Genomic DNA, 25,547 nt, shown 5'->3' on the forward strand with positions numbered 1-25,547 from the left:
GATGGGCAGAAAGTTCCCGACGTCGCCTAGGAACCCGATGACCCGGACGAATCGTCCTCGGTACGCGCACCAGGCCTTCCCGCGGCCCGAGGCTCCCGGCCGATCCCACCGGGCGCCGCGGCGCGGGCGGCCCGGTCAGACCGCCGGGGAGTCCGCCGGCTGGCGGGAGGTGACCAGGTCGCCGAGCCGGCCCCGGCCGCCGTCCTCGGCGGTCAGCACCCACACCCCGTCGTCCAGCAGCGCCATCGAGTGCTCGACGTGCACCGCCATCGACCCGTCCCGGGTCACCACGGTCCAGCCGTCCGCCAGCTCCACCGTGCGCGGGGAGCCCATGGTGATCATCGGCTCGATCGCCAGCGCCATCCCGGGCACCAGGCGCGGGCCCTTCCCCGGGCGCCCGTGGTTGAGCACGTGCGGGTCCTGGTGCATCTCCGTGCCGATGCCGTGGCCGCCGTAGCCGTCGACGATGCCGTACCGGCCGCCCTTGCGGACCGCGGTCTCCACCGCGTGCGAGATGTCGGTGAGCCGGCCCTTCCCGCTGGCCGCGCCCCGGGCAGCGGCCGCGATCCCGGCCCACATCGCGTCCTCGGCCACCGCCGCCATCCTCAGCAGGGCCGGGTCGACCTCGCCGACGCCGACCGTGATCGCCGAGTCGCCGTGCCAGCCGTTCAACACCGCACCGCAGTCGATCGAGATCAGGTCACCCTCGCGGAGCACCTGCTTCGACGCCGGGATCGCGTGCACCACCTGCTCGTTCACCGACGAGCAGATCGACGCCGGGAAGCCGTGGTAGCCCTTGAAGGACGGGGTGGCGCCGGCCTCACGGATGGTGGACTCGGCGATCGCATCCAGATCGGCGGTGCTCACCCCGGGAGCGACCGCCTCCCGCATCAGCCGCAGCGCACGGGCGACCACCAGACCGGCGGCCCGCATCATCTCGATCTGGTCGGGGGTCTTCAGCTGGATATCCAGCTGGGGACGACGCATGGAGGCGTTACCTTTCGTCGCGCGGAGCAACGGGGCACGTCGGACGTACCCCGTTGTTCGCACTCTATCCGCCGGGATCGCCGGCGAGACGTCAGCCGCCGTACGAGCGCAGGGCGTCGATGGCGCGGACCGTGACGTCCTCCACCGGCCCGGTCGCGTCGATGCCGACGAGCTTGCCCTGGGCGCCGTAGTAGTCGACCAGCGGCGCGGTCTTCTCGGCGTACTCCCGGAGCCGGGCCGCGATGGTCTCCGGCTTGTCGTCGTCCCGCTGGAACAGCTCCGCGCCGCAGCGGTCGCAGACGCCCTCCCGGGTGGGCGCGTCGAACTCGACGTGCCAGATCTTGCCGCAGCCGCGGCAGGTACGCCGGCCGGACAGCCGCCGGATCACCTCGTCGTCGTCGACGACCAGCTCCAGCACCAGGTCCAGCGCGGTGCCGAGGTCGGCGAGGAGCTTGTCCAGCGCGGCGGCCTGCGGCGTGGTACGCGGGAAGCCGTCGAGGAGGAAGCCCTCGCCGGCGTCCGGCTCGGCGAGCCGGTCCCGCACCATGTTGATGGTGACCTCGTCCGGAACCAGCTTGCCGGCGTCCATGTAGCGCTTCGCCTCGACCCCCAGGGCCGTGCCCTGGGAGACGTTGGCCCGAAAGATGTCACCGGTCGAGATCTTCGGCACCGAGAGGTGGGCGGCGATGAACTCCGCCTGTGTCCCCTTGCCCGCGCCCGGCGGGCCAACCAGAACGAGTCGCATCTACCGCAGGAACCCTTCGTAGTTCCGCTGCATGAGTTGGCTCTCGATCTGCTTCACGGTCTCCAGACCGACGCCGACCATGATGAGCACAGCGGTGCCGCCGAACGGGAAGTTCTGGAACTGCTGGTTGTCGAGCCAGATGAAGAAGAAGTTCGGCAGGATCGCGATGACGCCAAGGTAGAGCGCGCCCGGCAGGGTGATCCGGCTGAGGATGAAGTCGAGGTACTCGGCGGTCGGCTTGCCGGGGCGGATGCCCGGCACGAAACCGCCGTACTTCTTCATGTTGTCCGCGACCTCGGTCGGGTTGAACGTGATCGACACGTAGAAGTACGTGAAGAAGATGATCAGCAGGAAGTAGATCGCGATGTGCTCCGGCGCGCTCGCCTTCACGATGTGGTTCTGGATCCAGGCCTGGGTCTTGCCCGGGTTGGTCTGGTCGAAGAACTGGAGCGCGAGCGTCGGCAGGTAGAGCAGCGACGAGGCGAAGATGACCGGGATGACACCAGCCTGGTTCACCTTGAGCGGGATGTAGGTGGAGGTGCCGCCGTACATCCGCCGGCCGATCATGCGCTTGGCGTACTGCACCGGGATCCGGCGCTGGGCCTGCTCGATGAAGGTGACCGCGGTGATGACCAGCAGGACCAGGGCGATGACGAGGAAGAACATCCCCCAGCCCTTGGTAGTCTTGATCTTCCAGCCCTCGCTGGGGAGCCGGGCCGCGATCGAGGTGAAGATCAGCACGGACATGCCGTTGCCGACGCCGCGGTCGGTGATGAGCTCGCCGAGCCACATCACCACACCGGTGCCCGCGGTCATGGTCATGACCAGGATGGACAGGGTCAGCCAGTCCGGGATGCCGGTGCCCCTAGGGATGATCGGGAACTGGTCGCAGCGGTTCTGGAAGAGCTGCCCGGAGCGGGCCAGCGCCACGAACGCCGACGACTGCAGGATGCCCAGACCCAGCGTCAGGTAGCGGGTGTACTGGGTGATCTTCGCCTGGCCGGCCTGACCCTCCTTGCGGAGCTGCTCCAACCGCGGGATGACCACGGTCAGCAGCTGCAGGATGATCGACGCGGTGATATACGGCATGATGCCCAGCGCGAAGACCGAGAGCTGGAGCAGCGCGCCACCGGAGAACAGGTCCAGCAGGTTCAGCACACCGGTGCCGCTCCCCTGGATCGTGTCGAGGCACTTCTGCACGTTGCCGTACGAGACACCCGGGCTGGGCAGCGTGGCGCCGAGCCGGTAGACCGCAATGATGCCTACTGTGAACAGCAGCTTCTTGCGCAGGTCAGGCGTACGGAACGCACTGAGAAAGGCGGACAGCAACTTCTTCCTCCTGCGCGAGGCGGGCCGCCGGTGATGATCCCTGGCGGGGCGGGGTGGGTGCCGGGCGAGTGCCCGATATCCATAGCTGGGAAGGGACTCTAACAGCCCGCTCCCGGTCCGGGCAGACGTGCCCGGCTACATAAAACGAATCCGATGTTACCCGGCGCACATTCGCCGTGGAGACCATGGCGCCCGCCCAGTTGTGGACAACTGAGCGGGCGCCACAAATCATGCCTTACAGCTCGGTGACCGAACCGCCGGCAGCAGCGATCTTCTCCTTGGCCGACGCGCTGAACGCGTGCGCCGACACCTGGAGTGCCACACCGCCGAGGTCGCCGGTGCCGAGCACCTTGATCGGCTGGCCCTTGCGGACCGCGCCGGCCTCGACCAGCTCGATCGGGCCGACCTGGCCGCCGTTCGGGAAGAGCTCGGCGAGCCGGTCCAGGTTGACCACCTGGAAGACGACCTTGAACTTGTTCTTGAAGCCCTTCAGCTTCGGCAGGCGCATGTGGATGGGCATCTGCCCACCCTCGAACGCCGGCGAGATGTTCTTCCGGGCCTTGGAACCCTTGGTACCGCGACCGGCGGTCTTGCCCTTCGAGCCCTCACCGCGACCCACGCGGGTCTTGTCGGTCTTGGCCCCGGGCGCCGGGCGCAGGTGGTGGACCTTGATCGTCATTACTCGACCTCCTCGACCTTCACGAGGTGGTTGACCGTGAAGATCATGCCGCGGATCTCCGGACGATCCTCCTTGACCACCACGTCGTTGATCCGCTTGAGACCGAGCGAACGCAGCGAGTCACGCTGGTTCTTCTTGGTCCCGATCTCGGACCGGACCTGGGTGACCTTCAGGCGCGCCATCAGGACGCCACCCCCGCCCGCGACGCCAGCATGGCGGCCGGCGCGACGTCCTCGACCGGCAGACCACGACGGGCCGCGACCGCCTCCGGCGACTCGAGCGCCTTCAGGGCCGCCACCGTGGCGTGCACGATGTTGATCGGGTTGGACGAGCCGAGGCTCTTGGAGAGCACGTCGTGGATGCCCGCGCACTCCAGCACGGCACGCACCGGACCACCGGCGATGACGCCCGTACCGGCCGAGGCCGGCTTGAGCAGCACCACGCCGGCCGCGTCCTCGCCCTGCACCGGGTGAGGGATCGAGGCGCCGATCCGCGGCACCTTGAAGAAGTGCTTCTTGGCCTCCTCGACACCCTTGGCGATCGCCGCGGGCACCTCCTTGGCCTTTCCGTAGCCCACACCGACGGTGCCGTCGCCGTCGCCCACGATCACCAGGGCGGTGAAGCTGAAGCGACGACCACCCTTCACGACCTTGGCGACGCGGTTGATCGCGACGACCCGCTCGAGGTGCGGGGTCTTCTCGACGGGCGCGTTTCCGCGGCCGCCCTCACGGCGGTTGTCGCGGCGACCACCCTCGTTGCCACCGGACCCGCCGCCACGGCGCTGTTGACCTGGCATCAGCAGCCTTCCTTCTCTCTCGTGACGGGGTTTCTAGAACTCGAGCCCGGCTTCGCGGGCAGCGTCGGCAAGCGCGGCGACCCGCCCCGCGTACCGGTTGCCACCGCGGTCGAAGACGACCTTCGAGACGCCGGCGGCCTTGGCGCGCTCGGCGAGCAGGGCGCCGACCTTGCCGGCCAGGGCGCTCTTGTCGCCCTCGGCGCCGCGCAGCGAGGCGTCCATGGTCGAGGCCGACGCCAGGGTGTGACCCTTGGTGTCGTCCACGATCTGGGCGACGATGTGCCGCAGGGACCGGGTGACGACCAGGCGGGGGCGCTCGCCGGTGCCGCTGATGTTCTTGCGGACCCGGAAGTGCCGGCGCGCACGCCCGACGGCGCGCTTGGCGGCGACGCCGCGGCGGCGCTTGAGCAGCGTGGCGCTCACTTCTTACCTGCCTTTCCAGCCTTGCGGCGGATGACCTCGCCCTGGTACTTCACACCCTTGCCCTTGTAGGGCTCCGGCGGGCGGATCTTCCGGATGTTGGCGGCGACCTCGCCGACCTGCTGCTTGTCGATGCCGGCCACGTGGAACAGGGTCGGCTTCTCCACCGTGAAGGTGATGCCGTTCGGGGCGGGCACCAGCACCGGGTGCGAGAACCCGAGCGCGAACTCCAGGTCCTTGCCCTTGGCGGTGACGCGGTAACCGGTGCCGGCGATCTCGAGGCTCTTGCGGTAGCCCTCGGTGACCCCGACGATCATGTTGGCGACCAGGGTACGGCTCAGGCCGTGCAGCTCCTTGGCCTTGCGCTCGTCGTTCGGCCGGTTGACGTGCACCTGGCCGTCCTCGCCCCGCTCCGCCGTGATCGGCTCGGCCAGCACGTGGCTCAGCTCGCCCTTCGGGCCCTTGACCTTGACGGTCTGGCCGTCGATCGTGATGTCGACGCCGGACGGCACCGGGATCGACTTACGTCCAATACGCGACATTTCTACCTGTCTCCGTTACCAGACGAAGGCGAGGACTTCCCCGCCAACGCTCCGCTTGCGGGCCTGCCGGTCGGTGAGCAGCCCCTGGGACGTCGAAATGATCGCCACGCCCAGCCCGCCGAGCACCCGCGGGAGCCCGTCCGACTTGGCGTAAACCCGCAGACCGGGCTTGGACACGCGCTTGATGCCGGCCAGGCTCCGCTCCCGGTTCTGGCCGTACTTCAGCTCGACGACCAGTCGCTTGCCGACGGCGCCCTCCTCGGGCTCCTCGACCGACCAAGTGGCGATGTAACCCTCGGCCTTGAGGACCTCGGCGATGTTCGCCTTGATCTTCGAGTAGGGCATCTTCACCTGATCGTGGTACGCCTGGTTGGCGTTACGCAGACGCGTGAGCATGTCTGCGATCGGGTCGGTCATCGTCATGAATTCGTCAACCTTTCTCGCCGGGGTTCCCCGAGCATCGCCCGGGGCCTACGGCGAAGAGACAGTTCAGCCAACACGCAGAGCGCGCCGAGCTATTACCAGGAAGCCTTGGACACGCCGGGCAGCTCACCGCGGTGGGCCATCTCCCGGATGCACACCCGGCAGAGACCGAACTTGCGGTAGACCGCCTTCGGACGCCCGCACCGCTGGCAGCGGGTGTACGCGCGAACCGAGAACTTCGGCTTCGCGGCCGCCTTGATGATCAGCGCCTTCTTGGCCATCTCAGTTCTCCTTGAACGGGAAGCCCAGGAGCTTGAGCAGCGCCCGGCCCTCGTCGTCGGTCGTGGCGGTCGTGACCACCGTGATGTCCATGCCCCGCTGGCGATCGATCCTGTCCTGGTCGATCTCGTGGAACACCGACTGCTCGGTCAGACCGAACGTGTAGTTGCCGTGCCCGTCGAGCTTGCGCCCGTCCAGGCCGCGGAAGTCGCGGATACGCGGCAGCGCGATGGAGAGCAGCCGGTCCAGGAACTCCCACATCCGGTCGCCCCGCAGGGTGACCTTCGCGCCGATCGGCATGCCCTCACGGAGCTTGAACTGCGCGATGGACTTGGTCGCCCGCCGCACCTGCGGCTTCTGGCCGGTGATGGTGGCCAGGTCGCGGACCGCGCCGTCGATCAGCTTGGCGTCCCGAGCGGCCTCGCCGACACCCATGTTGACGACGATCTTGACCAACCGCGGCACCTGCATGGGGTTGCCGAAGTTGTGCTGCTCCTGCAGCTGGGCCACGATCTCGTTGCGGTACCGCTCCTTGAGGCGCGGCATGGTCTTGCTTTCGGTAGCCGTGGTCATCACAGGTCCTTACCGGTGCTACGCGCGATGCGGACCTTCTGGCCATTGTCGTCGATCCGGTAGCCGACGCGGGTCGGCTTGCCGTCGGAGTCCAGGACCTGCACGTTCGAAACGTGGATCGGGGCCTCCTGGGTGACGATGCCACCGGTCTTGGCGCCACGCTGGGTGGTGCTGATGCGGGTGTGCTTCTTGACCCGGTTCACGCCCTCGACGAGGACCTTGTCCTGCCGCGGGTAGGCCGCGATGACCTTACCCTTGGCACCCTTGTCCTTACCGGCGATGACGACGACCGTGTCGCCCTTCTTGACCTTCACGGTCACAACACCTCCGGCGCGAGAGAGATGATCTTCATGAACCGCTTGTCCCGCAGCTCACGACCCACCGGGCCGAAGATGCGGGTGCCGCGCGGGTCCCCGCCGTCCTTGATGATGACGGCGGCGTTCTCGTCGAAGCGGATGTACGAGCCGTCCGGCCGCCGCCTCTCCTTGGCGGTGCGAACGACGACAGCCTTGACGACGTCGCCCTTCTTCACACCGGCACCCGGGATCGCGTCCTTGACCGTGGCCACGATGACGTCGCCGATGCTCGCGTAGCGCCGACCGGAGCCACCGAGAACCCGGATGCACAGGATCTCCCGGGCACCCGTGTTGTCGGCGACGCGCAGTCGCGACTCCTGCTGAATCACGTCTATCTCCTATGTCTGCCGGTTCTCCGGCCGCCCGGGGGCGGCCGGAGCCTGGCGGAACCTGCGCCCGACCGATACCGGCCGAGCTCGAGCCTTCGCTACTTGGCCTTCTCGAGGATCTCCACGAGCCGCCACCGCTTGGTGGCGGACAGCGGCCGGGTCTCCATGATCAGGACCCGGTCGCCGATGCCGGCCGAGTTCTGCTCGTCGTGCACCTTCAGCTTGCTCGTCCGGCGCATGATCTTGCCGTACAGAGCGTGCTTGACCCGGTCCTCGACCTCGACCACGACGGTCTTGTCCATCTTGTCGCTGACCACGAGGCCCTCACGCACCTTGCGGCGGGCCCGCGCGGCGGCGGTGGTGTTCTCACTCATGATGCAGTCACCTCAGTCGGCGCGGCCGAGAGACCCAGCTCACGCTCACGCATGATCGTGTAGATCCGGGCGATCTCCCGACGGATGACCTGCAGCCGCCGGTTGTTGTCCAGCTGCCCGGTTGCGGCCTGTACGCGGAGGTTGAACAGCTCCGCCTTCGCCTCGCGCAGCTTCGTGACCAGCTCCTCCTCGGAGAGCTCACGCAGCTCGGAGACACTGACGCCCGCTGCCATCAGGATTCACCCACTTCGCGCGTAACAATGCGGCACTTCATCGGGAGCTTGTGGATCGCACGACGCATCGCCTCTCGCGCGATCTGCTCGTTGGGGAAGGACATCTCGAAGAGAACCCGCCCCGGCTTGACGTTGGCGACCCACCACTCGGGCGAACCCTTACCGGAACCCATCCGGGTTTCCGCCGGCTTCTTGGTGAGGGCCTGGTCCGGGAAGATCGTGATCCAGACCTTGCCACCACGCTTGATGTGGCGGGTCATCGCGATACGCGCCGACTCGATCTGGCGGTTGGTCACGTACGCCGGCTCGAGAGCCTGGATCCCGAACTCGCCGAACACCACCCGGTTACCACCCTTGGACGCGCCGTGGCGGTCCGGGTGGTGCGGCTTGCGGAAGCCCTTCGGGGGCTTGCGCGGCATCAGCATCTGTCAGCCCTCCTGCTGCGTTTCTGCCGGAGTCGAAGCGGCCGAAGCGACAGCAGCACTGTCAATCGGCTCGCCACTCGGCGTCTCGGCCTGCTGCGCGATGGTGGTCGCGGCAGCCCGGCCGGCCTCGGTGCCACCGGCGGTCGTGCCGGACGAGCCCGACCGGCCACGACGCGGCCGCTCGGGGCGGTCGCCGCGGTCACGGCGCGGGCGGGACGGGCCGGCCTCGGCCGGAGCCTCCCGGCCCGGGACCGCGTCGCCCTTGTAGATCCAGACCTTCACGCCGATCCGGCCGAAGGTGGTACGGGCCTCGAAGAAGCCGTACTCGATGTTGGCCCGCAGCGTGTGCAGCGGAACCCGGCCCTCGCGGTAGAACTCGGTCCGGCTCATCTCGGCGCCGCCGAGGCGACCCGAGACCTGGACCCGGATGCCCTTGCAGGCCGGGTTCTTCATCGCGGACTGCATCGCCTTGCGCATGGCCCGACGGAAGCTGACCCGGCTGGACAGCTGCTCGGCGACGCCCTGGGCGACCAGCTGCGCGTCCGACTCGGGGCTCTTCACCTCGATGATGTTCAGCTGAACCTGCTTGCCGGTGAGCTTCTCCAGCTCGCCCCGGATCCGGTCGGCCTCCGCACCCTTACGGCCGATGACGATGCCCGGCCGGGCGGTGTGGATGTCGACGCGGACCCGGTCCCGGGTGCGCTCGATGTCGACCTTGGAGATGCCGGCGCGCTCCAGGCCCTTGGACATCATCCGGCGGATCTTGACGTCCTCGCCGATGTAGTCCTTGTAGAGCTTGTCCGCGAACCAGCGGGACTTCCAGTCGGTCGAGATGCCGAGCCGGAACCCAGTGGGGTGAACCTTCTGACCCATTACTCGGCACCTTCCGTCGTGCTCTGCCCCTCGGCGGCCTCGGCCTGCTTGGCCGGGGCGGCCTTCTTCGCCGACTTCTTCGGCGCGGCCGGCGCGACCGCCTCGACCGCCACGGTGATGTGGCAGGTCCGCTTGCGGATCCGGTACGCCCGGCCCTGCGCCCGCGGCCGGAACCGCTTCATCGTCGGGCCCTCGTCGACGAACGCCTCGCTGACGAGCAGCGCGTCGGGGTCCAGCCGCTCGTTGTTCTCCGCGTTGGCGATCGCGCTCGCGAGCACCTTGTACACCTGCTCGCTCGCAGCCTGCGGCGCGAACTGCAGCACCGTGAGCGCCTCCTTCGCGGGCAGGCCGCGGACGAGGTTGACCACCCGGCGCGCCTTCATCGGCGAGATGCGCACGTGCCGCGCAACCGCCCGCGCGCCCGGAAGCACCGGAGCGTCGCCCTTTCCTGGCATCGCTGTAACCCCTTGTTCCTCTATCCGTATGCCCGCGGCGTCAGCGCCGGCGGCTCTTCCGGTCGTCCTTCTCGTGACCCTTGAACGTGCGGGTCAGCGCGAACTCGCCGAGCTTGTGCCCGACCATGGCCTCGGTCACGAAAACCGGGACGTGCTTGCGCCCGTCGTGCACGGCGATCGTGTGCCCCAGCATGTCGGGGATGATCGTCGAGCGCCGCGACCAGGTCTTGATGACGTTCTTCGAGCCCTTCTCGTTCTGCGTCTCCACCTTCTTGAGCAGGTGGTCGTCGACGAACGGGCCCTTCTTCAGGCTGCGAGGCATGTCTTATCTCCCTCAGCCGCGCTTACGCGTGGCGTAGCGGCGGCGGACGATCAGCCGGTCGCTCGGCTGGCCCTTACGACGGGTGCGGCCCTCGGGCTTACCCTGCGGGTTGACCGGGTGGCGACCACCGGAGGTCTTACCCTCACCACCACCGTGCGGGTGGTCGACCGGGTTCATCGCGACACCACGGACGGTCGGGCGCTTGCCCTTCCACCGCATCCGGCCGGCCTTACCCCAGTTGATGTTCGACTGGTCGGCGTTGCCGATCTCGCCGACGCTGGCGCGGCAGCGCACGTCGACGCGCCGGATCTCACCGGACGGCATGCGGAGGGTCGCGTAGGCGCCCTCACGGCCGAGCAGCTGGATGCCGACGCCGGCCGAGCGGGCCAGCTTGGCACCGCCGCCCGGACGCAGCTCCACGTTGTGGATGGTGGTACCGACCGGGATGTTGCGCAGCGGCAGGTTGTTGCCCGGCTTGATGTCGGCGCCCGGGCCCGACTCCACCGTGTCGCCCTGCTTCAGGTCCTTCGGCGCGATGATGTAGCGCTTCTCGCCGTCGGCGTAGTGCAGCAGCGCGATACGCGCGGTGCGGTTCGGGTCGTACTCGATGTGGGCGACCTTCGCCGGCACGCCGTCCTTGTCGACCCGCTTGAAGTCGATCAGACGGTACTGGCGCTTGTGGCCGCCACCGTGGTGCCGGGTGGTGATCCGGCCGTGGGCGTTGCGACCGCCCTTCTTCGGCAGCGGAGCCAGCAGCGACTTCTCGGGCGTCGACCGGGTGATCTCGGCGAAGTCGGCGACGCTCGAGCCACGCCGGCCCGGCGTCGTCGGCTTGTACTTACGGATAGCCATTGTCTACACCCCTCAGCTGACCGGGCCGCCGAAGGCCTCGATACGGTCACCGTCAGCCAGCTTCACGATCGCCCGCTTGGTGGCCTTGCGCTGACCGAAGCCGGTCTTGGTGCGCTTGCGCTTGCCCTCGCGGTTGAGCGTGTTGACCGTCAGGACGCGGACGTTGAAGATCTGCTGGATAGCGATCTTGATCTCGGTCTTGTTGGCGTCCGGGTGCACCAGGAAGGTGTACCAGTTGCGGTTCAGCTCGCTGTAGCTCTTCTCCGAGACGACCGGCGCGACGATGATGTCGCGCGGATCGGCGATCGTGCTCACTTGCCACCCTCCTCGGTGGTCTCGGCGGGAACGCCCAGGAACTCGTCCAGGGCCTCCTTGGTGAAGACCACGTCGTCGGCCACCAGCACGTCGTAGGTGTTGAGCTGGCCGGCCTCGATCAGGTGCACCCGCGGCTCGTTGCGCAGCGACACCCAGTTCAGCTCGTCGGTGCTGCTCAGCACGACCAGGACGCGACGGGCCTCGGTCAGCTTCGTCAGCGTGGCCAGCGCGGCCTTGGTCGACGGCTTCTCGCCCGAGACGAACGCCTCGACGACGTGCACCTGGCCGGCGCGGGCCCGGTCGGAGAGGGCGCCACGCAGGGCGGCGGCCTTCATCTTCTTCGGGGTGCGCTGGCTGTAGTCGCGCGGCACCGGGCCGTGGACCACGCCACCGCCGGCGAACTGCGGCGCGCGGGTCGAGCCCTGGCGGGCACGACCGGTGCCCTTCTGCTTGTACGGCTTCCTGCCTCCACCGGAGACCTCGCCGCGGGTCTTGGCCTTGTGCGTGCCCTGCCGGGCCGCCGCGAGCTGAGCCACCACGACCTGGTGCATCAGCGCGATGTTGGCCTGGACGTCGAAGATGTCGGCCGGCAGCTCGACGGAGCCGCTCTTGGCGCCTTCGACGTTGCGGACGTCAACGGTGGTCACTTGGCCGCACCGCCCTTCTTCACCTTGGTCTTGGCCGCGGAACGGACCAGGACCAGCGCGCCCTTGGGGCCGGGGATGGCGCCGCGGACGAGCAGGAGGTTGTTCTCGGTGTCGATCGCCTGGACCGTGAGGTTTTGGACGGTGTAGCGCACGCCACCCATCCGACCGGCCATCCGGGTGCCCTTGAAGACGCGGCCCGGGGTCGCGCAGGCGCCGATGGAGCCCGGCGAGCGGTGCTTGCGCTCGACACCGTGGCTGGCGCGCAGACCGTGGAAGCCGTGCCGCTTCATCGGGCCGGCGTAGCCCTTGCCCTTGGTCTTGCCGGTGACGTCGACGGTCACGCCGGCGGGGAACTCCTCGACCGTGACCTCCTGGCCCGGCGAGTAGTCCGCGGCGTCCTTGGTGCGCAGCTCGACGATGTGCCGGCGCGGCGCGACGTCCGCCTTCGCGTAGTGCCCGCCGATCGGCTTCTTCACCTTGCGCGGGTCGATCGTGCCGTACGCCAGCTGGACCGCGGAGTAACCGTCCTTTTCGGCGCTACGAACCTGGCTGATGACGCACGGGCCGGCCTGAACCACGGTCACCGGGACAACCTTGTTGTTGTCCCAGACCTGGGTCATGCCGAGCTTTGCGCCCAGGATCCCCTTGACTTGCCTGTCCATTTGTCCGGTCCCTACAGCTTGATCTCGATGTCGACGCCAGCCGGCAGGTCGAGGCGCATGAGCGAGTCGACCGTCTTCGGGGTCGGGTCGATGATGTCGATCAGCCGCTTGTGCGTGCGCATCTCGAAGTGCTCGCGCGAGTCCTTGTACTTGTGCGGCGAGCGGATAACGCAGAAACGGTTGATCTCCGTGGGCAGCGGCACCGGGCCAGCGACCTGCGCCCCGGTACGCGTCACCGTCTCGACGATCTTCCGAGCCGAGGAGTCGACGACCTCGTGGTCATAGGCCTTGAGCCGGATGCGGATCTTCTGTCCCGCCATGGTGGCTTCTGTTCCTTCTCTCGATGCCGCTGTGTTGCGGGCGCCTGTACCGGCTGGCACAGGCCCACTTCCGCCGACCCCCGCGGTCGGGCGTGTCGCGCCCGTGGACCAGGCTCCGCCCCGGGGCTCCGGAGCGATCCTCTGACCACGCGGTGGGTCATGGCGCCGATCGCGTTTACCGCGACCTGGACGCCGTGCGAGGGTGGTTGACCGCCAGGGGCGATCAACCACCCTGCGCGCGACTGTTGGTCAACCCGGAGGTCCAGCATGCACCGGACGCAGGCGACTAACCGTCGTTACGCAACCTGACTAGTATGCCGCACGACCGGCGGCGACGCTAATCGGGGTTACCCAGCTCACTTGATGATCTTGGTGACGCGACCCGCGCCGACCGTACGGCCACCCTCCCGGATCGCGAACTTGAGGTTCTCCTCCATCGCGATGGGCTGGATCAGCTTCACGGTCATCGTGGTGTTGTCGCCCGGCATGACCATCTCGGTGCCCTCGGGCAGCGTGACGACGCCGGTGACGTCCGTGGTCCGGAAGTAGAACTGCGGACGGTAGTTCTGGAAGAACGGGGTGTGGCGGCCACCTTCCTCCTTGGAGAGGATGTAGACCGTCGCCTCGAACTCCGTGTGCGGGGTCGTGGTGCCCGGCTTGACGACGACCATGCCGCGCTCGACGTCCTCGCGCTTGATGCCGCGCAGCAGCAGACCGACGTTCTCACCCGCGCGGGCCTCGTCGAGCAGCTTGCGGAACATCTCAATGCCGGTGCAGGTGGTCTTCATCGACTTCTCGCGGATGCCGACGATCTCCACCTCCTCGTTCGGCTTGAGGATGCCGCGCTCGGCGCGACCGGTGACCACGGTGCCGCGGCCGGTGATGGTGAAGACGTCCTCGATCGGCATGAGGAACGGCTTCTCGGTCTCGCGCTCCGGCTGCGGAATCGCGGTGTCGACAGCGTTCATCAGGTCCATGAGCTTCCCGGTCCACTCCGGGTCGCCCTCGAGGGCCCTCAGCGCCGAGACCCGGACGACCGGCAGGTCGTCACCCGGGTACTCCTGCGAGGAGAGCAGCTCGCGGACCTCGAGCTCGACGAGCTCCAGGAGCTCCTCGTCGTCGACCATGTCGCTCTTGTTGAGCGCCACGACGATGTACGGCACGCCGACCTGACGGGCCAGCAGCACGTGCTCGCGGGTCTGCGGCATCGGGCCGTCGGTCGCCGCCACCACCAGGATCGCGCCGTCCATCTGGGCGGCACCGGTGATCATGTTCTTGATGTAGTCGGCGTGACCGGGGCAGTCGACGTGCGCGTAGTGACGCGCCTCGGTCTGGTACTCGACGTGCGCGATCGAGATCGTGATGCCGCGGGCCTTCTCCTCCGGCGCCTTGTCGATCTCGTCGAACGGCGTGTACGGGTTCAGGTCCGGGAACTGGTCGTGCAGGACCTTGGTGATGGCCGCCGTCAGCGTCGTCTTACCGTGGTCGATGTGACCAATGGTGCCGATGTTGACGTGCGGCTTAGTCCGCTCGAACTTCGCCTTCGCCACTGGTGTCCTCCTGTGGACTTTCTTGGTTCGTTCGCCCGGCGCGCCAGGTCGGCGCTTAGGACTCTGTCGACAGCCTTTCCGGCCTGACGGCCGGAGAGCCTTTGTGGGTTCTGCGGCGATGAAGCCTACAGGCCCGGATTCACACAACCCGACCGAGGTGGCCGCGGGCGGGAGAACCCTCCCGCGACCGACCCCGGCTCATCGGATCAGCTCAGGCGAGCGTCACTCACCCGTAGCCTTAGCGATGATCTCCTTCGCCACGCTCTGCGGAACCTCGGCGTAGGAGTCGAACTGCATGCTGTAGCTAGCCCGGCCCTGGGTCTTCGACCGCAGGTCGCCGACGTAGCCGAACATCTCCGACAACGGCACCAGAGCCCGGACGATGCGGGCGCCGCTGCGCTCCTCCATCGCCTGGATGATGCCGCGGCGGGAGTTGAGGTCGCCGATGACGTCACCCATGTTCTCCTCAGGAGTGGTGACTTCAACGGCCATCATCGGCTCGAGCAGCGCGGGGTCGGCCTTGCGGGCCGCCTCCTTCATCACCATCGAGCCGGCGATCTTGAATGCCATTTCCGACGAGTCGACCTCGTGGTACTGACCGTCCAGCAGCGTCAGCTTGACACCCACCAGCGGGAAGCCGGCGAGAATGCCGTACTGCATGGCGTCCTGGGCGCCCGCGTCCACCGAGGGGATGAACTCCCGGGGGATGCGGCCACCGGTGACGGCATTGGCGAACTCGTAGGTCGGCGAGTCGTTGTCCAGCGGCAGCGGCTCGATGCTCACGATCACGCGGGCGTACTGGCCGGAACCACCAGTCTGCTTCTTGTGGGTGTACTCGATCTTCTCCACCTTGCGGCGGATGGTCTCGCGGTACGCCACCTGCGGCTTACCGATGTTCGCCTCGACGTTGAACTCGCGGCGCATGCGGTCGACCAGGATGTCCAGGTGCAGCTCGCCCATGCCGGAGATGACCGTCTGACCGGTCTCCTCGTCCAGCTTGACGCGGAAGGTCGGGTCCTCCTCGGCCAGCCGCTGGATGGCGGTGCTGAGCTTCTCCTGGTCGGCCTTGGTCTTCGGCTCGATGGCCACCTCGATGACCGGCTCCGGGAAGGTCATCGACTCCAGGATGACCGGGTTCGCCGGGTCGCACAGGGTGTCACCGGTGGTGGTCTGCTTGAGACCCTGGACCGCGATGATGTCGCCAGCCTTGGCGGAGCCGCGCTCCTCCCGCTTGTTGGCGTGCATCTGGTAGATCTTGCCGATCCGCTCCTTGCGGTCCTTGGTGGAGTTGACCACCTGGGACCCGGACTCGACCACGCCCGAGTAGACCCGGACGTAGGTCAGCTTGCCGAGGTGCTTGTCGGTCTGGATCTTGAAGGCCAGGCCGGAGAACGGCTCCGAGGGGGAAGGCTTCCGCTGCATCGGGGTCTCGCCGTCGGTGGCGGTGCCCTCGATGGCCGGGACGTCCAGCGGCGACGGCAGGAAGTCGACCACGGCGTCGAGCATGGGCTGGACGCCCTTGTTCTTGAACGCCGAGCCGCAGAGCACCGGGTTGGCCTTGCTGGCGATGGTGGCGCGCCGGATGGCGGCCTTGATCTCCTCGACAGAGATCTCCTCGCCCTCCAGGTACTTCTCCATCACCGCGTCGTCGACGTCGGCCAGGGTCTCCATCAGCTTCTCGCGCCACTCGGCCGCGGAGTCGGCCAGCTCAGCCGGGATCTCCTCGATGGCGTAGTCCTCACCCTTCTGGGTCTCCCCGCGCCAGGTGAGGGCGCGCATGCCGATCAGGTCGACGACACCGATGTGGTCGCCCTCGAGCCCGATCGGGATCTGGAGCACCAACGGGGTGGCGTTGAGCCGGTCGATCATCATCTGCACGCAGCGGAAGAAGTCGGCGCCGGTCCGGTCGAGCTTGTTGACGAAGCACATCCGCGGGACGTGGTACTTGTCGGCCTGGCGCCAGACGTTCTCCGTCTGCGGTTCCACGCCGGCGACGCCGTCGTAAACCGCGACCGCACCGTCCAGCACCCGCAGCGACCGCTCGACCTCGACCGTGAAGTCGACGTGACCGGGCGTGTCGATGATCTGGATCGTGTGGCCCTTCCACTCACACTTGGTAGCGGCGGAGGTGATGGTGATACCACGCTCCTGCTCCTGCTCCATCCAGTCCATAACGGCAGCGCCCTCGTGGACCTCACCGATCTTGTACGTGATACCGGTGTAGAACAGGATCCGCTCGGTGGTCGTGGTCTTACCGGCATCGATGTGCGCCATGATGCCGATGTTGCGTACGTTGGCGAGCGCGTCTGCGGCGGCCACTTCAATCCCTACTTCTCGTCGTCTCGACACAACTGGTGGCGGTTCCGGCGCCGGTCCGACGCCGGAACCAGGGTGTTACCAGCGGTAGTGCGCGAAGGCCTTGTTCGACTCGGCCATCTTGTGCGTGTCCTCGCGCCGCTTGACGGCGGCGCCCAGACCGTTGCTCGCGTCCAGCAGCTCGTTCATCAGCCGCTCGACCATGGTCTTCTCACGACGCGCCTTGGAGTACGTCACCAGCCAGCGCAGCCCGAGGGTGGTCGCCCGGGCGGGACGGACCTCGACCGGAACCTGGTAGGTGGCGCCACCGACACGGCGGCTGCGCACCTCGAGGGTCGGCTTGACGTTGTCCATCGCCCGCTTCAGGGTGACGACCGGGTCGGTGCCGGACTTCTCGCGGCAGCCCTCGAGGGCGGCGTACACGATGCGCTCGGCGAGCTGACGCTTACCGCGCATCAGGATCTTGTTCACCAGCTGGGTGACCAACGGCGAGTTGTACACCGGGTCAGCGACCAGCGGCTTCCGCGGAGCGGGTCCCTTACGCGGCATGTCAGCTCTTCTCCTTCTTCGCGCCGTAGCGGCTGCGCGCCTGCTTGCGGTTGCGGACACCCTGGGTGTCCAGCGAGCCGCGGACGATCTTGTACCGCACGCCGGGGAGGTCCTTCACACGACCACCGCGCACGAGCACGATCGAGTGCTCCTGCAGGTTGTGGCCGACGCCCGGGATGTACGCGGTCACCTCGATCTGGCTGCTGAGCTTCACACGAGCGACCTTGCGCAGCGCCGAGTTCGGCTTCTTCGGGGTGGTGGTGTACACGCGGGTGCACACGCCGCGCCGCTGGGGGGACCCCTTCAGCGCCGGGGTCTTGGTCTTGGTCGTCTTGGCCTGGCGGCCCTTTCGGACCAGCTGCTGAATGGTGGGCACCGGGTTTCTCCGCTCCCTTCGGCCGCTGCGAGGCGACCGCGCCGTCTGCTCGTTAGCCGACCTGATGGACGGCTCTCCTACATTCCAACCAGGGTCACCTGACGGTGGTCCCAGCACCCGCGGTCGGGCGTGTCGCCCGGATCACGGTCCCGGTGTCGCCGCTCGCGCGTCGTACCGGTATTTCTGTCACCGACGCAGGAAAGTTCAAACGCCGGATCTTGGTTTTGGTCGTGCCGTCGCGCGATCACCGGCTGACCGGTTCCAGCGCACGCACGCATTGCCCGGGCTGGCCCGGGCACAAGGAGAAAGAGTACCTACCACAGCCGCGCAGGTCAAAACGGAGCGGTCCGGGAGAACTGCGCCGCAGTCCACCCGCCGGTCGTATGTCCCTGCCCACCCGTGACGGGCACCTACGGCGATAAGTGTACCGGCTTCGCCTGCCGGCGACCGGGCGGCCCGGGTTCCGCCCGAACACCGGACAGCCGGGGACGGCCGTCACACCTGCTCACCGCCGTCACCGGCCGGCACTAACGATCAGGTGATCTGCACCACCAGTGCCACCGCGAGCCCGAGCAGGCTGAGCAGCAGCCCCACTGCCCCGCACACCAGGCCCGCCACGGCCGGGCCACGGCCGGTGAACCGGACCGCCGGCGGGGGCGCCGGCCGCCGGATCTGCCGCCGGGCCAGCAGGCCGGCGACGATCGCCGCGGTCCCGGCGAGCGCGCCGAGCACGGTGAACGCCCCGGCCGCCCAGGCCCCGCCGTAGTTCGGACCGGCGACGCCGAAGCAGAGGACCAGCAGCGACACCAGGATCGACGCGATCCCGGTGACCAGCGACCCGACGGCGAGCCCCGAGGTCACCGGGGGCACATCGAGGTGGACCACGCCGAACGGGGTGCCGGGGACCGGGTCGACCCGCTTCGGCGGCCGGGGCGCCTCGCGCGGGGGCGGCGGCACCGCACCCGGCCGGGGTCCGACCGCCGGCGGCACCGGGGCCCAGCCACCACCGGGACCCGGCGGGTTTCCGGGATACGCCCCGGGCGTCGGCCACCCGCCGCCCGCCAGCTGCGGCGGGCCCCAGTGCGGACCCGGTCCGGACGGCAGGGTGTACCCCCGGTAGCCGGGCGGTGCCGGGGGCTGGCCGCCCGGGGCCGGCGGGTGCGGGCCGGCCTGCGGCCCGGCGCCGGACGGCGCAGACGGCGGGGCGACCGGCGGTGGGGCGTACCCCACGGGGGCGACCTCCGGCGGCGCGCTCGGCCCCTCGTCGGGCCCGGCACCCGGCGCGGCCCACGGGCTGGCCGGGTCGGCGCCGGGCGAGCCCCCGACGGCGTCCGGCCCGGCGCTGGACCGGGTCGGGTCGTCTCCCGGCGGAGGGGCCGGTTCCGTCACGGGGTCCTCCTGTCGACGTGACTCACCCGCCACGCGGCGGACACCGGCCAGGCTACCGTCGCGGGTCCCGATGGAGGGGCCGGGCGCGGAGCGCTCCCCCGCCCGGTCAGTCGATGTTCGGGGCGTAGTCGTGGCCGAAGGGGCCGTCAGCGAGCCGGACCACCCCGATCACCAGCGCCGCCACCACCGCGACGGCCGCCAGCACCAGGCCGGTCCACGCCATCCGCTCGCCCCGGCGCAGCCAGTCCCCGCCGGTGAGGTAGCCGCCCGAGGCGTGCGCCTCCCGGCGGGCCTGCCGGGCGAGGATGACGGCGATGGTCGACGGGACCAGACCGCCGACGAAGAACCCGGTGAGCGCCCCGATCAGCCCGAGGGCGAAGACCGCGCGGGCCTTCGTCGACCGGACCGGCTCAGGGTCGAGCGGATGGCGCGGCGCCGGCGGGGCGACGGGCGCCTGCCCGGGCAGGGTCGTCATACCCCCCATCATGCCCCGACCCGTCCTCGCCGGGGTCCGCCGCCGGCCCGACCGGCGGCACCGGGACGGCGTCGGCCACCGACGTCGCGTACCGGTTCGCCCGGAGCAGCAGGAGCGCGGCGACCGCCACGACGGCGGCCTCGGTGAACAGGAGCAGGCGGTAGTCGAGCACGTCGATCAGGTACGCCCCCAGCGCGATCGAGGCGGTCTGCGGGACGGTGGTGGTCACCTCGAAGCCGGCGTACACCCGGCCCTGGAGCCGGTCGGGCGTGCTGCGCTGGAGAAGCGTCAGCAGCGCGATCGCCATGACGGTCAGCCCGGCGCCGGAGCCGACCCGGCCGACCAGGACCACCCCGAGCAACGGGGTGGCGGCCAGTGCGGCACCGGCGGCCCAGGCGAGGAACGCCGCCGCGGCGACGCGTACCTCGCCGAACTTGCGGACCGCGGCCGCGCTGCCCAGCCCGCCGAGGACCGCGCCGAGCCCCTGCGCGGCCTGGAGCACGCCGAGGAACTCCGGGGAGCGGTGCAGGCCGCGGTCGACGACCGCGTATCCGGTGGACTCGGCGAAGCCGAGGACCAGGGCGAGCACCGCAGTCGCGAGCACCACCCGGCGGAGCAGCGGGTGGCCGGCGAGGTGCCGGAACCCGGCGCTCACCTCCCCCGTCCAGTGCCGCAGCACACCGCCCGTACGCACCGGGCGCTCCGGAGCGGGGTCGGGCCCGCGCAGGGTCAGCAGCAGCACCGCCGCGCCGACGAAGGTCGCCATGTCCAGTACGGCCACCGCCGCGCCGCCGTACAGCGCGTACAGGCCGGCACCGGCGAGCGGGGCGAGCAGCCGCAGGATCTCCCGGACCGTACGCAGCAGCGCGTTCGCGCTGGCGAGCAGGTCAGCGGGGAGCAGGGTGACGAGCAGGGCGGACTGGGCGGGCTCGATGACCAGGTTGAGGCAGCCGTACAGGAACATCACCGCGTAGATCAGCGGCACCTGGTCGGGGCCGCGGACCGCCAGCAACGGCAGCAGGATCGCGGCACCGGCCAGGTTGGCGACGACCAGGAGCCGGCGGCGCGGCAGCCGGTCGGCGAGCAGCCCGGCCAGCGGCGCGAGCAGGGCCGGGGCGGTGAAGAAGAGAAAGGTCAGGCCGGCCGCGCCGTCGCTGCCGGTCAGCGCCTTGACCCAGATGCCGCAGGCCAGCCACATCGAGCTGTCGCCGACCAGGGACAGGGCCTGCCCGGTGAGGTAGCGGCGGGCGGGCGGGTCAGCCAGCAGTCGTCGGGTCGACATCCGACACCTCCGGGGGCTGCACCGGGTAACCGAACAGGAGCAGTTCGACCGGGAGCGTCCCGATCGGCCGGGCGGCGGGATCGGTGCGCCGGGCGTCGAACCGTGCGGTGAAGTCGGCGACGAGTTCCTGATAGGCGGCGGCGAACTCGGCCAGCTCAGCCGGGGTGAGGTGCACGAGATGCTGCCGCCCGACGGCCGCCTCGTACCACTCCTTCGGGTAGGTGGGGGCTTCGTCGACGAAGCGGCGCAGCCGCTGCGTGTACCGGTCGAGCAGCACCCGGTCGAGGGCCTGGGAGGCCCGGGTCCAGTCCGGGTCGCCGGGCCGGGCCGGCGCGGACCAGCCCCGTCGGGTCAGCCGCCAGGGCCGGGCCCGCCCACGGCCGCCGCCGGCCTCCTCGACAAAGCCATAGCGGGCGAGCTGCCGCAGGTGGAACGAGCAGGTGGTCGGGGTCTCGCCGATCAGGTCGCCGGCCTGGGTGGCGGTGAGCGGACCGCCGCCGAGCGCCTCCAGCAGGGCCAGCCGTACGGGATGGCTCAACGCCCGCAGCTCGCGGGCGTCGGTGAGGGTGCGAGGTCCGTCGGTCTCCACAGTGTCGAGAGTATTCTCTCGACAGCTTTCTTTCGAGAGCTATCTCTTCAGATGATGCACCCGCAGACGCGACGAGGCCCCCGGCGGGTGCCGGGGGCCTCGTCGTTTCCTACTGCTTAGCGGTACGACCCGAAGTCGAAGTCGTCCAGCGGCACCGCCTGGCCGCTGGCCGGCCCGAAGCCGTAGTCGGTCTCCGGGTAGCCGGTCATCGAGTAGACCTTGGCCTTCGCCTCCTCGGTCGGCTCGACCCGGACGTTGCGGTACTTGCTGATGCCGGTACCGGCCGGGATGAGCTTACCGATGATCACGTTCTCCTTGAGGCCGATCAGCGAGTCGCTGCGGGCGTGGATCGCCGCGTCCGTCAGCACCCGGGTGGTCTCCTGGAAGGAGGCCGCCGACAGCCAGGAATCCGTGGCCAGCGAGGCCTTGGTGATACCCATCAGCACCGGGCGACCCGCGGCGGGCTCGCCGCCCTCGGAGACGAGTCGGCGGTTCTCCGACTCGAAGAGCGCCCGGTCGACCAGCACGCCCGGCAGGAACTCGGTCGAGCCGGAGTCGATGACCGTCACCCGCTTGAGCATCTGGCGGATGATGATCTCGATGTGCTTGTCGTGGATGAGCACACCCTGCGAGCGGTAGACCTCCTGGACCTCCTGGGTCAGGTGGACCTGGACCGCCCGCGGGCCGAGGATGCGGAGCAGCTCGTGCGGGTCGATGGTGCCCTCGGTGAGCTTCTCGCCAACCTCGACGTGGTCGCCGTCGTGGGCCCGCAGCTTCACGCGCTTCGAGATCTTGTCGTAGACGATCTCGTCGCTGCCGTCGTCCGGGATCACGATGATCTTCCGCGACCGCTCGCCGTCCTCGATCCGGATCCGGCCCGGGGTGTCGGCGATGGGCGCCTTACCCTTCGGGATCCGGGCCTCGAAGATCTCCTGGACACGGGGCAGACCCTGGGTGATGTCCTCACCCGCGACACCACCGGTGTGGAAGGTACGCATCGTCAGCTGCGTACCCGGCTCACCGATGGACTGGGCGGCGATGATGCCGACGGCCTCACCGATGTCGACCGACTTGCCGGTCGGCAGCGAGCGGCCGTAGCAGGCCGCGCAGACGCCCAGCTTCGACTCGCAGGTGAGCACGCTGCGCACCCGGACGGTCTCCACCCCGGCCGCGACGATCCGGTCGACCCCGATCGAGTTGATGTCCTGACCCCGCTCGGCGACCACGGTGCCGTCCGGCCCCTTGATGTCGTCAGCCAGGGTCCGAGCGTGCACGCTGGTCTCGGCGTGCGTGTGCACGACCAGCTTGCCGTCGAGCCGCTCGCCGATCTGCATCGGGATGGCGCGGTCGGTGCCGCAGTCCTCCTCGCGGATGATGACGTCCTGCGACACGTCCACCAGACGACGGGTCAGGTAACCCGAGTCGGCGGTACGCAGCGCGGTGTCGGCGAGACCCTTACGGGCACCGTGCGTGGAGATGAAGTACTCCAGCACGGAGAGACCCTCCCGGTACGACGCCTTGATGGGCCGCGGGATGATCTCACCCTTCGGGTTGGCCACCAGACCACGGATCGCCGCGATCTGCCGGAGCTGGAGCAGGTTACCGCGGGCACCCGAGTTGATCATCTTCCACAGCGGGTTCTCCTGCGGCAGCGCAGTGTCCATCTCCTTGGCGACCTCGTTGGTCGCCTTGGTCCAGATCTCGATGAGCTCGCCGCGACGCTCCTCGGCGGTCATCAGACCACGCTGGTACTGCTTGTCGATCCGGTCGGCTTCCTTCTCGTACCGCTCCAGGATCTCCCGCTTGCGCGGCGGAGCGATGACGTCCTCCATGCCGATGGTGACGCCGGACCAGGTGGCCCAGTGGAAACCGGCCTCCTTGAGCCCGTCCAGGGTGGCCGCGAGGGCCACCTTCGGGAAGCGCTCGGCGAGGTCGTTGACGATCGCGGAGAGCTGGCCCTTGCGGATCTCGTAGTTCACGAAGCGGTAGCCCTGCGGCAGCGTCTCGTTGAACAGGACCCGGCCGAGCGTGGTCTCCACGGTCACCGGCTCGCCCTCGACCCAGCCCTCCGGCGCGACCCACGGCTCGGCGCCGGCGCCGTTGTCGACCCCGACGATGTCGCGCAGGCGGATCTTGACCGGGGTCTGGAGGTGCAGCTCGCCGTTGTCGAACGCCATCCGGGCCTCGGCGTCCGAGCTGAACGCCCGGCCCTCGCCCTGGCCACCCGGGGTCAGGTGGGTGAGGTGGTAGAGACCGATGACCATGTCCTGGGTGGGCATGGTGACCGGCTTGCCGTCGGCCGGCTTGAGGATGTTGTTCGACGACAGCATCAGGATCCGCGCCTCGGCCTGGGCCTCGGCGGACAGCGGCACGTGGACCGCCATCTGGTCACCGTCGAAGTCGGCGTTGAACGCGGTGCAGACCAGCGGGTGGATCTGGATGGCCTTGCCCTCGACCAGCTGCGGCTCGAAGGCCTGGATGCCCAGCCGGTGCAGGGTCGGCGCCCGGTTCAGCAGGACCGGGTGCTCGCCGATGACCTCTTCCAGCACGTCCCACACGACCGGCCGCTGCCGCTCGACCATCCGCTTGGCGGACTTGATGTTCTGCGCGTGGTTGAGGTCGACCAGCCGCTTCATCACGAACGGCTTGAACAGCTCCAGCGCCATCTGCTTGGGCAGTCCGCACTGGTGCAGCTTGAGCTTCGGGCCGACCACGATGACCGAACGGCCGGAGTAGTCGACGCGCTTGCCCAGCAGGTTCTGGCGGAACCGACCCTGCTTGCCCTTGAGCATGTCGGACAGCGACTTCAGCGGGCGGTTACCCGGGCCGGTGACCGGCCGACCGCGACGGCCGTTGTCGAACAGCGCGTCGACGGCCTCCTGGAGCATCCGCTTCTCGTTGTTGACGATGATCTCGGGCGCGCCGAGGTCGATCAGCCGCTTGAGGCGGTTGTTCCGGTTGATCACGCGGCGGTACAGGTCGTTCAGGTCGGAGGTCGCGAAGCGGCCACCGTCCAGCTGCACCATCGGACGCAGGTCCGGCGGGATGACCGGGACGCAGTCGAGCACCATGCCGAGCGGCGAGTTGCGGGTGTTCTGGAACGCCGCGACGACCTTCAGTCGCTTGAGCGCCCGGATCTTCCGCTGCCCCTTGCCGGAGCGGATGGTCTCGCGCAGGCTCTCAGCCTCGGCGTCGAGGTCCATGTTCTGGACCAGTGCCTTGATGGCCTCGGCGCCCATGCTGCCGGTGAAGTACTCGCCGAAGCGGTCGCGCAGCTCACGGTAGAGCAGCTCGTCGGTGACCAGCTGCTTCGGCTCGAGCTTGCGGAAGGTGTCGAGGACCTCGTCGAGGCGGTCGATCTCGCGCTGGGCCCGGTCGCGGATCTGGCGCATCTCGCGCTCTCCGCCCTCCTTGACCTTGCGCCGGACGTCCGCCTTCGCGCCCTCGGCCTCCAGCTCGGCCAGGTCGGCCTCGAGCTTGGTGGCCCGCTTCTCGATCTCCGAGTCGCGGCTGTTCTCGGCCTGCCGCTTCTCGGCCAGGATCTCGTTCTCGATGGTCGAGAGGTCACGGTGACGCGCCTCGGCGTCCACGCTCGTCACGACGTACGAGGCGAAGTAGATGATCTTCTCGAGGTCCTTCGGGGCGAGGTCCAGCAGGTAGCCCAGCCGGCTCGGCACGCCCTTGAAGTACCAGATGTGGGTCACCGGAGCGGCCAGCTCGATGTGACCCATCCGCTCCCGGCGAACCTTGGAGCGGGTCACCTCGACGCCGCAGCGCTCGCAGATGATGCCCTTGAAGCGGACCCGCTTGTACTTACCGCAGTAGCACTCCCAGTCCCGCTGCGGACCGAAGATCTTCTCGCAGAAGAGCCCGTCCTTTTCCGGCTTCAGGGTGCGGTAGTTGATGGTCTCGGGCTTCTTGACCTCGCCGTGGGACCACTGACGGATGTCGTCGGCGGTGGCGAGGCCGATGCGCAGCTCGTCGAAGAAGTTGACGTCGAGCACTATGTCCCCTATGTCGTCGTCTGTACTGCTTAGCTAACGGGCGGGGTCGGGGGCCGGCGGACCGGCCCCCGAACCACCAAC

At 68.9% G+C, this 25,547-nt stretch carries 33 protein-coding genes; all 33 read right to left on the minus strand.

What is annotated here, in order from left to right:
* Positions 1–135: 135 nt before the first annotated feature.
* Complete coding sequence (gene map, locus ACFYOS_RS01855) at positions 136–987, minus strand: type I methionyl aminopeptidase (RefSeq protein ID WP_387134927.1); 852 nt, start codon at positions 985–987, stop codon at positions 136–138.
* Between the two features lie 91 nt (positions 988–1,078).
* On the minus strand, positions 1,079–1,732 hold the full coding sequence (locus tag ACFYOS_RS01860) for an adenylate kinase (protein WP_387134930.1): 654 nt from the start codon (positions 1,730–1,732) through the stop codon (positions 1,079–1,081).
* Entirely contained in the window at positions 1,733–3,061 is a 1,329-nt protein-coding gene (gene secY / locus ACFYOS_RS01865) for a preprotein translocase subunit SecY (RefSeq protein ID WP_387134932.1), read from the minus strand.
* A gap of 235 nt (positions 3,062–3,296) precedes the next feature.
* Positions 3,297–3,740 carry a 50S ribosomal protein L15 gene (gene rplO, locus ACFYOS_RS01870; protein ID WP_387134935.1) on the minus strand — a complete coding sequence of 148 codons (444 nt, stop codon included), beginning with the start codon at positions 3,738–3,740 and terminating at the stop codon, positions 3,297–3,299.
* Positions 3,740–3,922 (minus strand): 50S ribosomal protein L30, encoded by a 183-nt coding sequence (gene rpmD / locus ACFYOS_RS01875; RefSeq protein WP_013473693.1) that lies wholly within the window; start codon positions 3,920–3,922, stop codon positions 3,740–3,742. The genes rplO and rpmD overlap by 1 nt, the downstream gene beginning before the upstream one ends.
* Positions 3,922–4,536, minus strand: a complete 615-nt coding sequence (rpsE, locus tag ACFYOS_RS01880) for a 30S ribosomal protein S5 (RefSeq protein ID WP_073834922.1) — start codon at positions 4,534–4,536, stop codon at positions 3,922–3,924. Before rpsE ends, rpmD begins: the two co-directional genes overlap by 1 nt.
* Positions 4,537–4,569: 33 nt before the next feature.
* The gene (gene rplR, locus ACFYOS_RS01885) at positions 4,570–4,959 is read right to left on the minus strand and encodes a 50S ribosomal protein L18 (RefSeq protein ID WP_387134938.1); all 390 of its coding nucleotides are present in this window, start codon (positions 4,957–4,959) and stop codon (positions 4,570–4,572) included.
* Positions 4,956–5,498 carry a 50S ribosomal protein L6 gene (rplF, locus tag ACFYOS_RS01890; protein ID WP_387134940.1) on the minus strand — a complete coding sequence of 181 codons (543 nt, stop codon included), beginning with the start codon at positions 5,496–5,498 and terminating at the stop codon, positions 4,956–4,958. The genes rplR and rplF overlap by 4 nt, the downstream gene beginning before the upstream one ends.
* Positions 5,499–5,513: 15 nt before the next feature.
* Complete coding sequence (rpsH, locus tag ACFYOS_RS01895; RefSeq protein WP_007465270.1) at positions 5,514–5,921, minus strand: 30S ribosomal protein S8; 408 nt, start codon at positions 5,919–5,921, stop codon at positions 5,514–5,516.
* A 95-nt stretch (positions 5,922–6,016) separates the two neighbouring features.
* Positions 6,017–6,202, minus strand: coding sequence for a type Z 30S ribosomal protein S14 (locus ACFYOS_RS01900; protein ID WP_007465272.1), 186 nt, complete (start codon positions 6,200–6,202; stop codon positions 6,017–6,019).
* A 1-nt stretch (position 6,203) separates the two neighbouring features.
* Positions 6,204–6,773 carry a 50S ribosomal protein L5 gene (rplE, locus tag ACFYOS_RS01905; RefSeq protein ID WP_387134943.1) on the minus strand — a complete coding sequence of 190 codons (570 nt, stop codon included), beginning with the start codon at positions 6,771–6,773 and terminating at the stop codon, positions 6,204–6,206.
* Positions 6,773–7,093 carry a 50S ribosomal protein L24 gene (gene rplX / locus ACFYOS_RS01910; RefSeq protein WP_007465276.1) on the minus strand — a complete coding sequence of 107 codons (321 nt, stop codon included), beginning with the start codon at positions 7,091–7,093 and terminating at the stop codon, positions 6,773–6,775. The genes rplE and rplX overlap by 1 nt, the downstream gene beginning before the upstream one ends.
* Positions 7,090–7,458 carry a 50S ribosomal protein L14 gene (gene rplN, locus ACFYOS_RS01915; RefSeq protein ID WP_007465279.1) on the minus strand — a complete coding sequence of 123 codons (369 nt, stop codon included), beginning with the start codon at positions 7,456–7,458 and terminating at the stop codon, positions 7,090–7,092. The genes rplX and rplN overlap by 4 nt, the downstream gene beginning before the upstream one ends.
* Before the next feature lie 98 nt (positions 7,459–7,556).
* Positions 7,557–7,832, minus strand: a complete 276-nt coding sequence (gene rpsQ / locus ACFYOS_RS01920; protein WP_387134945.1) for a 30S ribosomal protein S17 — start codon at positions 7,830–7,832, stop codon at positions 7,557–7,559.
* The gene (gene rpmC, locus ACFYOS_RS01925) at positions 7,829–8,065 is read right to left on the minus strand and encodes a 50S ribosomal protein L29 (protein ID WP_387134948.1); all 237 of its coding nucleotides are present in this window, start codon (positions 8,063–8,065) and stop codon (positions 7,829–7,831) included. The genes rpsQ and rpmC overlap by 4 nt, the downstream gene beginning before the upstream one ends.
* Positions 8,065–8,490: a 50S ribosomal protein L16 gene (rplP, locus tag ACFYOS_RS01930; RefSeq protein WP_073834927.1), complete on the minus strand. Its 426-nt coding sequence runs from the start codon at positions 8,488–8,490 to the stop codon at positions 8,065–8,067. The genes rpmC and rplP overlap by 1 nt, the downstream gene beginning before the upstream one ends.
* Before the next feature lie 3 nt (positions 8,491–8,493).
* Entirely contained in the window at positions 8,494–9,363 is an 870-nt protein-coding gene (rpsC, locus tag ACFYOS_RS01935) for a 30S ribosomal protein S3 (protein WP_387134951.1), read from the minus strand.
* Positions 9,363–9,818 carry a 50S ribosomal protein L22 gene (rplV, locus tag ACFYOS_RS01940; RefSeq protein ID WP_073834929.1) on the minus strand — a complete coding sequence of 152 codons (456 nt, stop codon included), beginning with the start codon at positions 9,816–9,818 and terminating at the stop codon, positions 9,363–9,365. Before rplV ends, rpsC begins: the two co-directional genes overlap by 1 nt.
* 40 nt (positions 9,819–9,858) lie before the next feature.
* A complete protein-coding gene (rpsS, locus tag ACFYOS_RS01945; protein ID WP_091079388.1) occupies positions 9,859–10,140 on the minus strand; it encodes a 30S ribosomal protein S19 in 282 nt (93 codons plus the stop codon).
* 12 nt (positions 10,141–10,152) lie between these two features.
* On the minus strand, positions 10,153–10,992 hold the full coding sequence (gene rplB, locus ACFYOS_RS01950) for a 50S ribosomal protein L2 (RefSeq protein WP_088997376.1): 840 nt from the start codon (positions 10,990–10,992) through the stop codon (positions 10,153–10,155).
* 12 nt (positions 10,993–11,004) lie between these two features.
* Positions 11,005–11,307 carry a 50S ribosomal protein L23 gene (gene rplW, locus ACFYOS_RS01955; protein WP_073834931.1) on the minus strand — a complete coding sequence of 101 codons (303 nt, stop codon included), beginning with the start codon at positions 11,305–11,307 and terminating at the stop codon, positions 11,005–11,007.
* On the minus strand, positions 11,304–11,954 hold the full coding sequence (rplD, locus tag ACFYOS_RS01960) for a 50S ribosomal protein L4 (protein ID WP_387134955.1): 651 nt from the start codon (positions 11,952–11,954) through the stop codon (positions 11,304–11,306). The genes rplW and rplD overlap by 4 nt, the downstream gene beginning before the upstream one ends.
* Entirely contained in the window at positions 11,951–12,616 is a 666-nt protein-coding gene (gene rplC / locus ACFYOS_RS01965) for a 50S ribosomal protein L3 (protein WP_387134957.1), read from the minus strand. The genes rplD and rplC overlap by 4 nt, the downstream gene beginning before the upstream one ends.
* 11 nt (positions 12,617–12,627) lie before the next feature.
* Complete coding sequence (gene rpsJ, locus ACFYOS_RS01970; protein WP_007073037.1) at positions 12,628–12,936, minus strand: 30S ribosomal protein S10; 309 nt, start codon at positions 12,934–12,936, stop codon at positions 12,628–12,630.
* A gap of 356 nt (positions 12,937–13,292) precedes the next feature.
* Positions 13,293–14,486: an elongation factor Tu gene (tuf, locus tag ACFYOS_RS01975; protein WP_387134959.1), complete on the minus strand. Its 1,194-nt coding sequence runs from the start codon at positions 14,484–14,486 to the stop codon at positions 13,293–13,295.
* 222 nt (positions 14,487–14,708) lie between these two features.
* The gene (fusA, locus tag ACFYOS_RS01980) at positions 14,709–16,805 is read right to left on the minus strand and encodes an elongation factor G (protein WP_387134962.1); all 2,097 of its coding nucleotides are present in this window, start codon (positions 16,803–16,805) and stop codon (positions 14,709–14,711) included.
* Positions 16,806–16,880: 75 nt separating this feature from the next.
* Complete coding sequence (rpsG, locus tag ACFYOS_RS01985; protein ID WP_088647009.1) at positions 16,881–17,351, minus strand: 30S ribosomal protein S7; 471 nt, start codon at positions 17,349–17,351, stop codon at positions 16,881–16,883.
* A 1-nt stretch (position 17,352) separates the two neighbouring features.
* Entirely contained in the window at positions 17,353–17,727 is a 375-nt protein-coding gene (gene rpsL / locus ACFYOS_RS01990) for a 30S ribosomal protein S12 (RefSeq protein ID WP_007465318.1), read from the minus strand.
* A gap of 534 nt (positions 17,728–18,261) precedes the next feature.
* On the minus strand, positions 18,262–18,684 hold the full coding sequence (locus ACFYOS_RS01995; protein ID WP_387135241.1) for a hypothetical protein: 423 nt from the start codon (positions 18,682–18,684) through the stop codon (positions 18,262–18,264).
* Positions 18,685–19,222: 538 nt separating this feature from the next.
* Positions 19,223–19,591 (minus strand): hypothetical protein, encoded by a 369-nt coding sequence (locus ACFYOS_RS02000; RefSeq protein WP_387134965.1) that lies wholly within the window; start codon positions 19,589–19,591, stop codon positions 19,223–19,225.
* Entirely contained in the window at positions 19,527–20,873 is a 1,347-nt protein-coding gene (locus ACFYOS_RS02005) for an MFS transporter (RefSeq protein WP_387134966.1), read from the minus strand. The genes ACFYOS_RS02000 and ACFYOS_RS02005 overlap by 65 nt, the downstream gene beginning before the upstream one ends.
* On the minus strand, positions 20,848–21,462 hold the full coding sequence (locus tag ACFYOS_RS02010; RefSeq protein ID WP_387134969.1) for an ArsR/SmtB family transcription factor: 615 nt from the start codon (positions 21,460–21,462) through the stop codon (positions 20,848–20,850). Before ACFYOS_RS02010 ends, ACFYOS_RS02005 begins: the two co-directional genes overlap by 26 nt.
* A 116-nt stretch (positions 21,463–21,578) precedes the next feature.
* The gene (locus tag ACFYOS_RS02015) at positions 21,579–25,466 is read right to left on the minus strand and encodes a DNA-directed RNA polymerase subunit beta' (protein ID WP_387134972.1); all 3,888 of its coding nucleotides are present in this window, start codon (positions 25,464–25,466) and stop codon (positions 21,579–21,581) included.
* Between the last annotated feature and the right edge of the window lie 81 nt (positions 25,467–25,547).

It is taken from the genome of Micromonospora sp. NPDC005806 (genome assembly GCF_042871425.1).
In the GTDB taxonomy this organism is placed as follows: Bacteria; Actinomycetota; Actinomycetes; order Mycobacteriales; family Micromonosporaceae; genus Micromonospora.

Excerpts from the sequence above, each read along its gene's own strand:
- ACFYOS_RS01900 (WP_007465272.1), bottom strand. The coding sequence starts at position 6,202 with ATGGCCAAGAAGGCGCTGATCATCAAGGCGGCCGCGAAGCCGAAGTTC.
- rpsS (WP_091079388.1), bottom strand. The coding sequence starts at position 10,140 with ATGCCTCGCAGCCTGAAGAAGGGCCCGTTCGTCGACGACCACCTGCTC.
- rpsE (WP_073834922.1), bottom strand. The coding sequence starts at position 4,536 with ATGCCAGGTCAACAGCGCCGTGGCGGCGGGTCCGGTGGCAACGAGGGT.
- rpsG (WP_088647009.1), bottom strand. The coding sequence starts at position 17,351 with ATGCCGCGTAAGGGACCCGCTCCGCGGAAGCCGCTGGTCGCTGACCCG.
- rpsC (WP_387134951.1), bottom strand. The coding sequence starts at position 9,363 with ATGGGTCAGAAGGTTCACCCCACTGGGTTCCGGCTCGGCATCTCGACC.
- rpsH (WP_007465270.1), bottom strand. The coding sequence starts at position 5,921 with ATGACGATGACCGACCCGATCGCAGACATGCTCACGCGTCTGCGTAAC.
- ACFYOS_RS02005 (WP_387134966.1), bottom strand. The coding sequence starts at position 20,873 with ATGTCGACCCGACGACTGCTGGCTGACCCGCCCGCCCGCCGCTACCTC.
- rplO (WP_387134935.1), bottom strand. The coding sequence starts at position 3,740 with ATGACGATCAAGGTCCACCACCTGCGCCCGGCGCCCGGGGCCAAGACC.
- rplE (WP_387134943.1), bottom strand. The coding sequence starts at position 6,773 with ATGACCACGGCTACCGAAAGCAAGACCATGCCGCGCCTCAAGGAGCGG.
- rplP (WP_073834927.1), bottom strand. The coding sequence starts at position 8,490 with ATGCTGATGCCGCGCAAGCCCCCGAAGGGCTTCCGCAAGCCGCACCAC.
- ACFYOS_RS02000 (WP_387134965.1), bottom strand. The coding sequence starts at position 19,591 with ATGACGACCCTGCCCGGGCAGGCGCCCGTCGCCCCGCCGGCGCCGCGC.
- rpsQ (WP_387134945.1), bottom strand. The coding sequence starts at position 7,832 with ATGAGTGAGAACACCACCGCCGCCGCGCGGGCCCGCCGCAAGGTGCGT.
- rplV (WP_073834929.1), bottom strand. The coding sequence starts at position 9,818 with ATGCCAGGAAAGGGCGACGCTCCGGTGCTTCCGGGCGCGCGGGCGGTT.
- ACFYOS_RS01860 (WP_387134930.1), bottom strand. The coding sequence starts at position 1,732 with ATGCGACTCGTTCTGGTTGGCCCGCCGGGCGCGGGCAAGGGGACACAG.
- rplB (WP_088997376.1), bottom strand. The coding sequence starts at position 10,992 with ATGGCTATCCGTAAGTACAAGCCGACGACGCCGGGCCGGCGTGGCTCG.
- rpsJ (WP_007073037.1), bottom strand. The coding sequence starts at position 12,936 with ATGGCGGGACAGAAGATCCGCATCCGGCTCAAGGCCTATGACCACGAG.
- map (WP_387134927.1), bottom strand. The coding sequence starts at position 987 with ATGCGTCGTCCCCAGCTGGATATCCAGCTGAAGACCCCCGACCAGATC.
- rpmC (WP_387134948.1), bottom strand. The coding sequence starts at position 8,065 with ATGGCAGCGGGCGTCAGTGTCTCCGAGCTGCGTGAGCTCTCCGAGGAG.
- rpmD (WP_013473693.1), bottom strand. The coding sequence starts at position 3,922 with ATGGCGCGCCTGAAGGTCACCCAGGTCCGGTCCGAGATCGGGACCAAG.
- rplC (WP_387134957.1), bottom strand. The coding sequence starts at position 12,616 with ATGGACAGGCAAGTCAAGGGGATCCTGGGCGCAAAGCTCGGCATGACC.
- rplF (WP_387134940.1), bottom strand. The coding sequence starts at position 5,498 with ATGTCGCGTATTGGACGTAAGTCGATCCCGGTGCCGTCCGGCGTCGAC.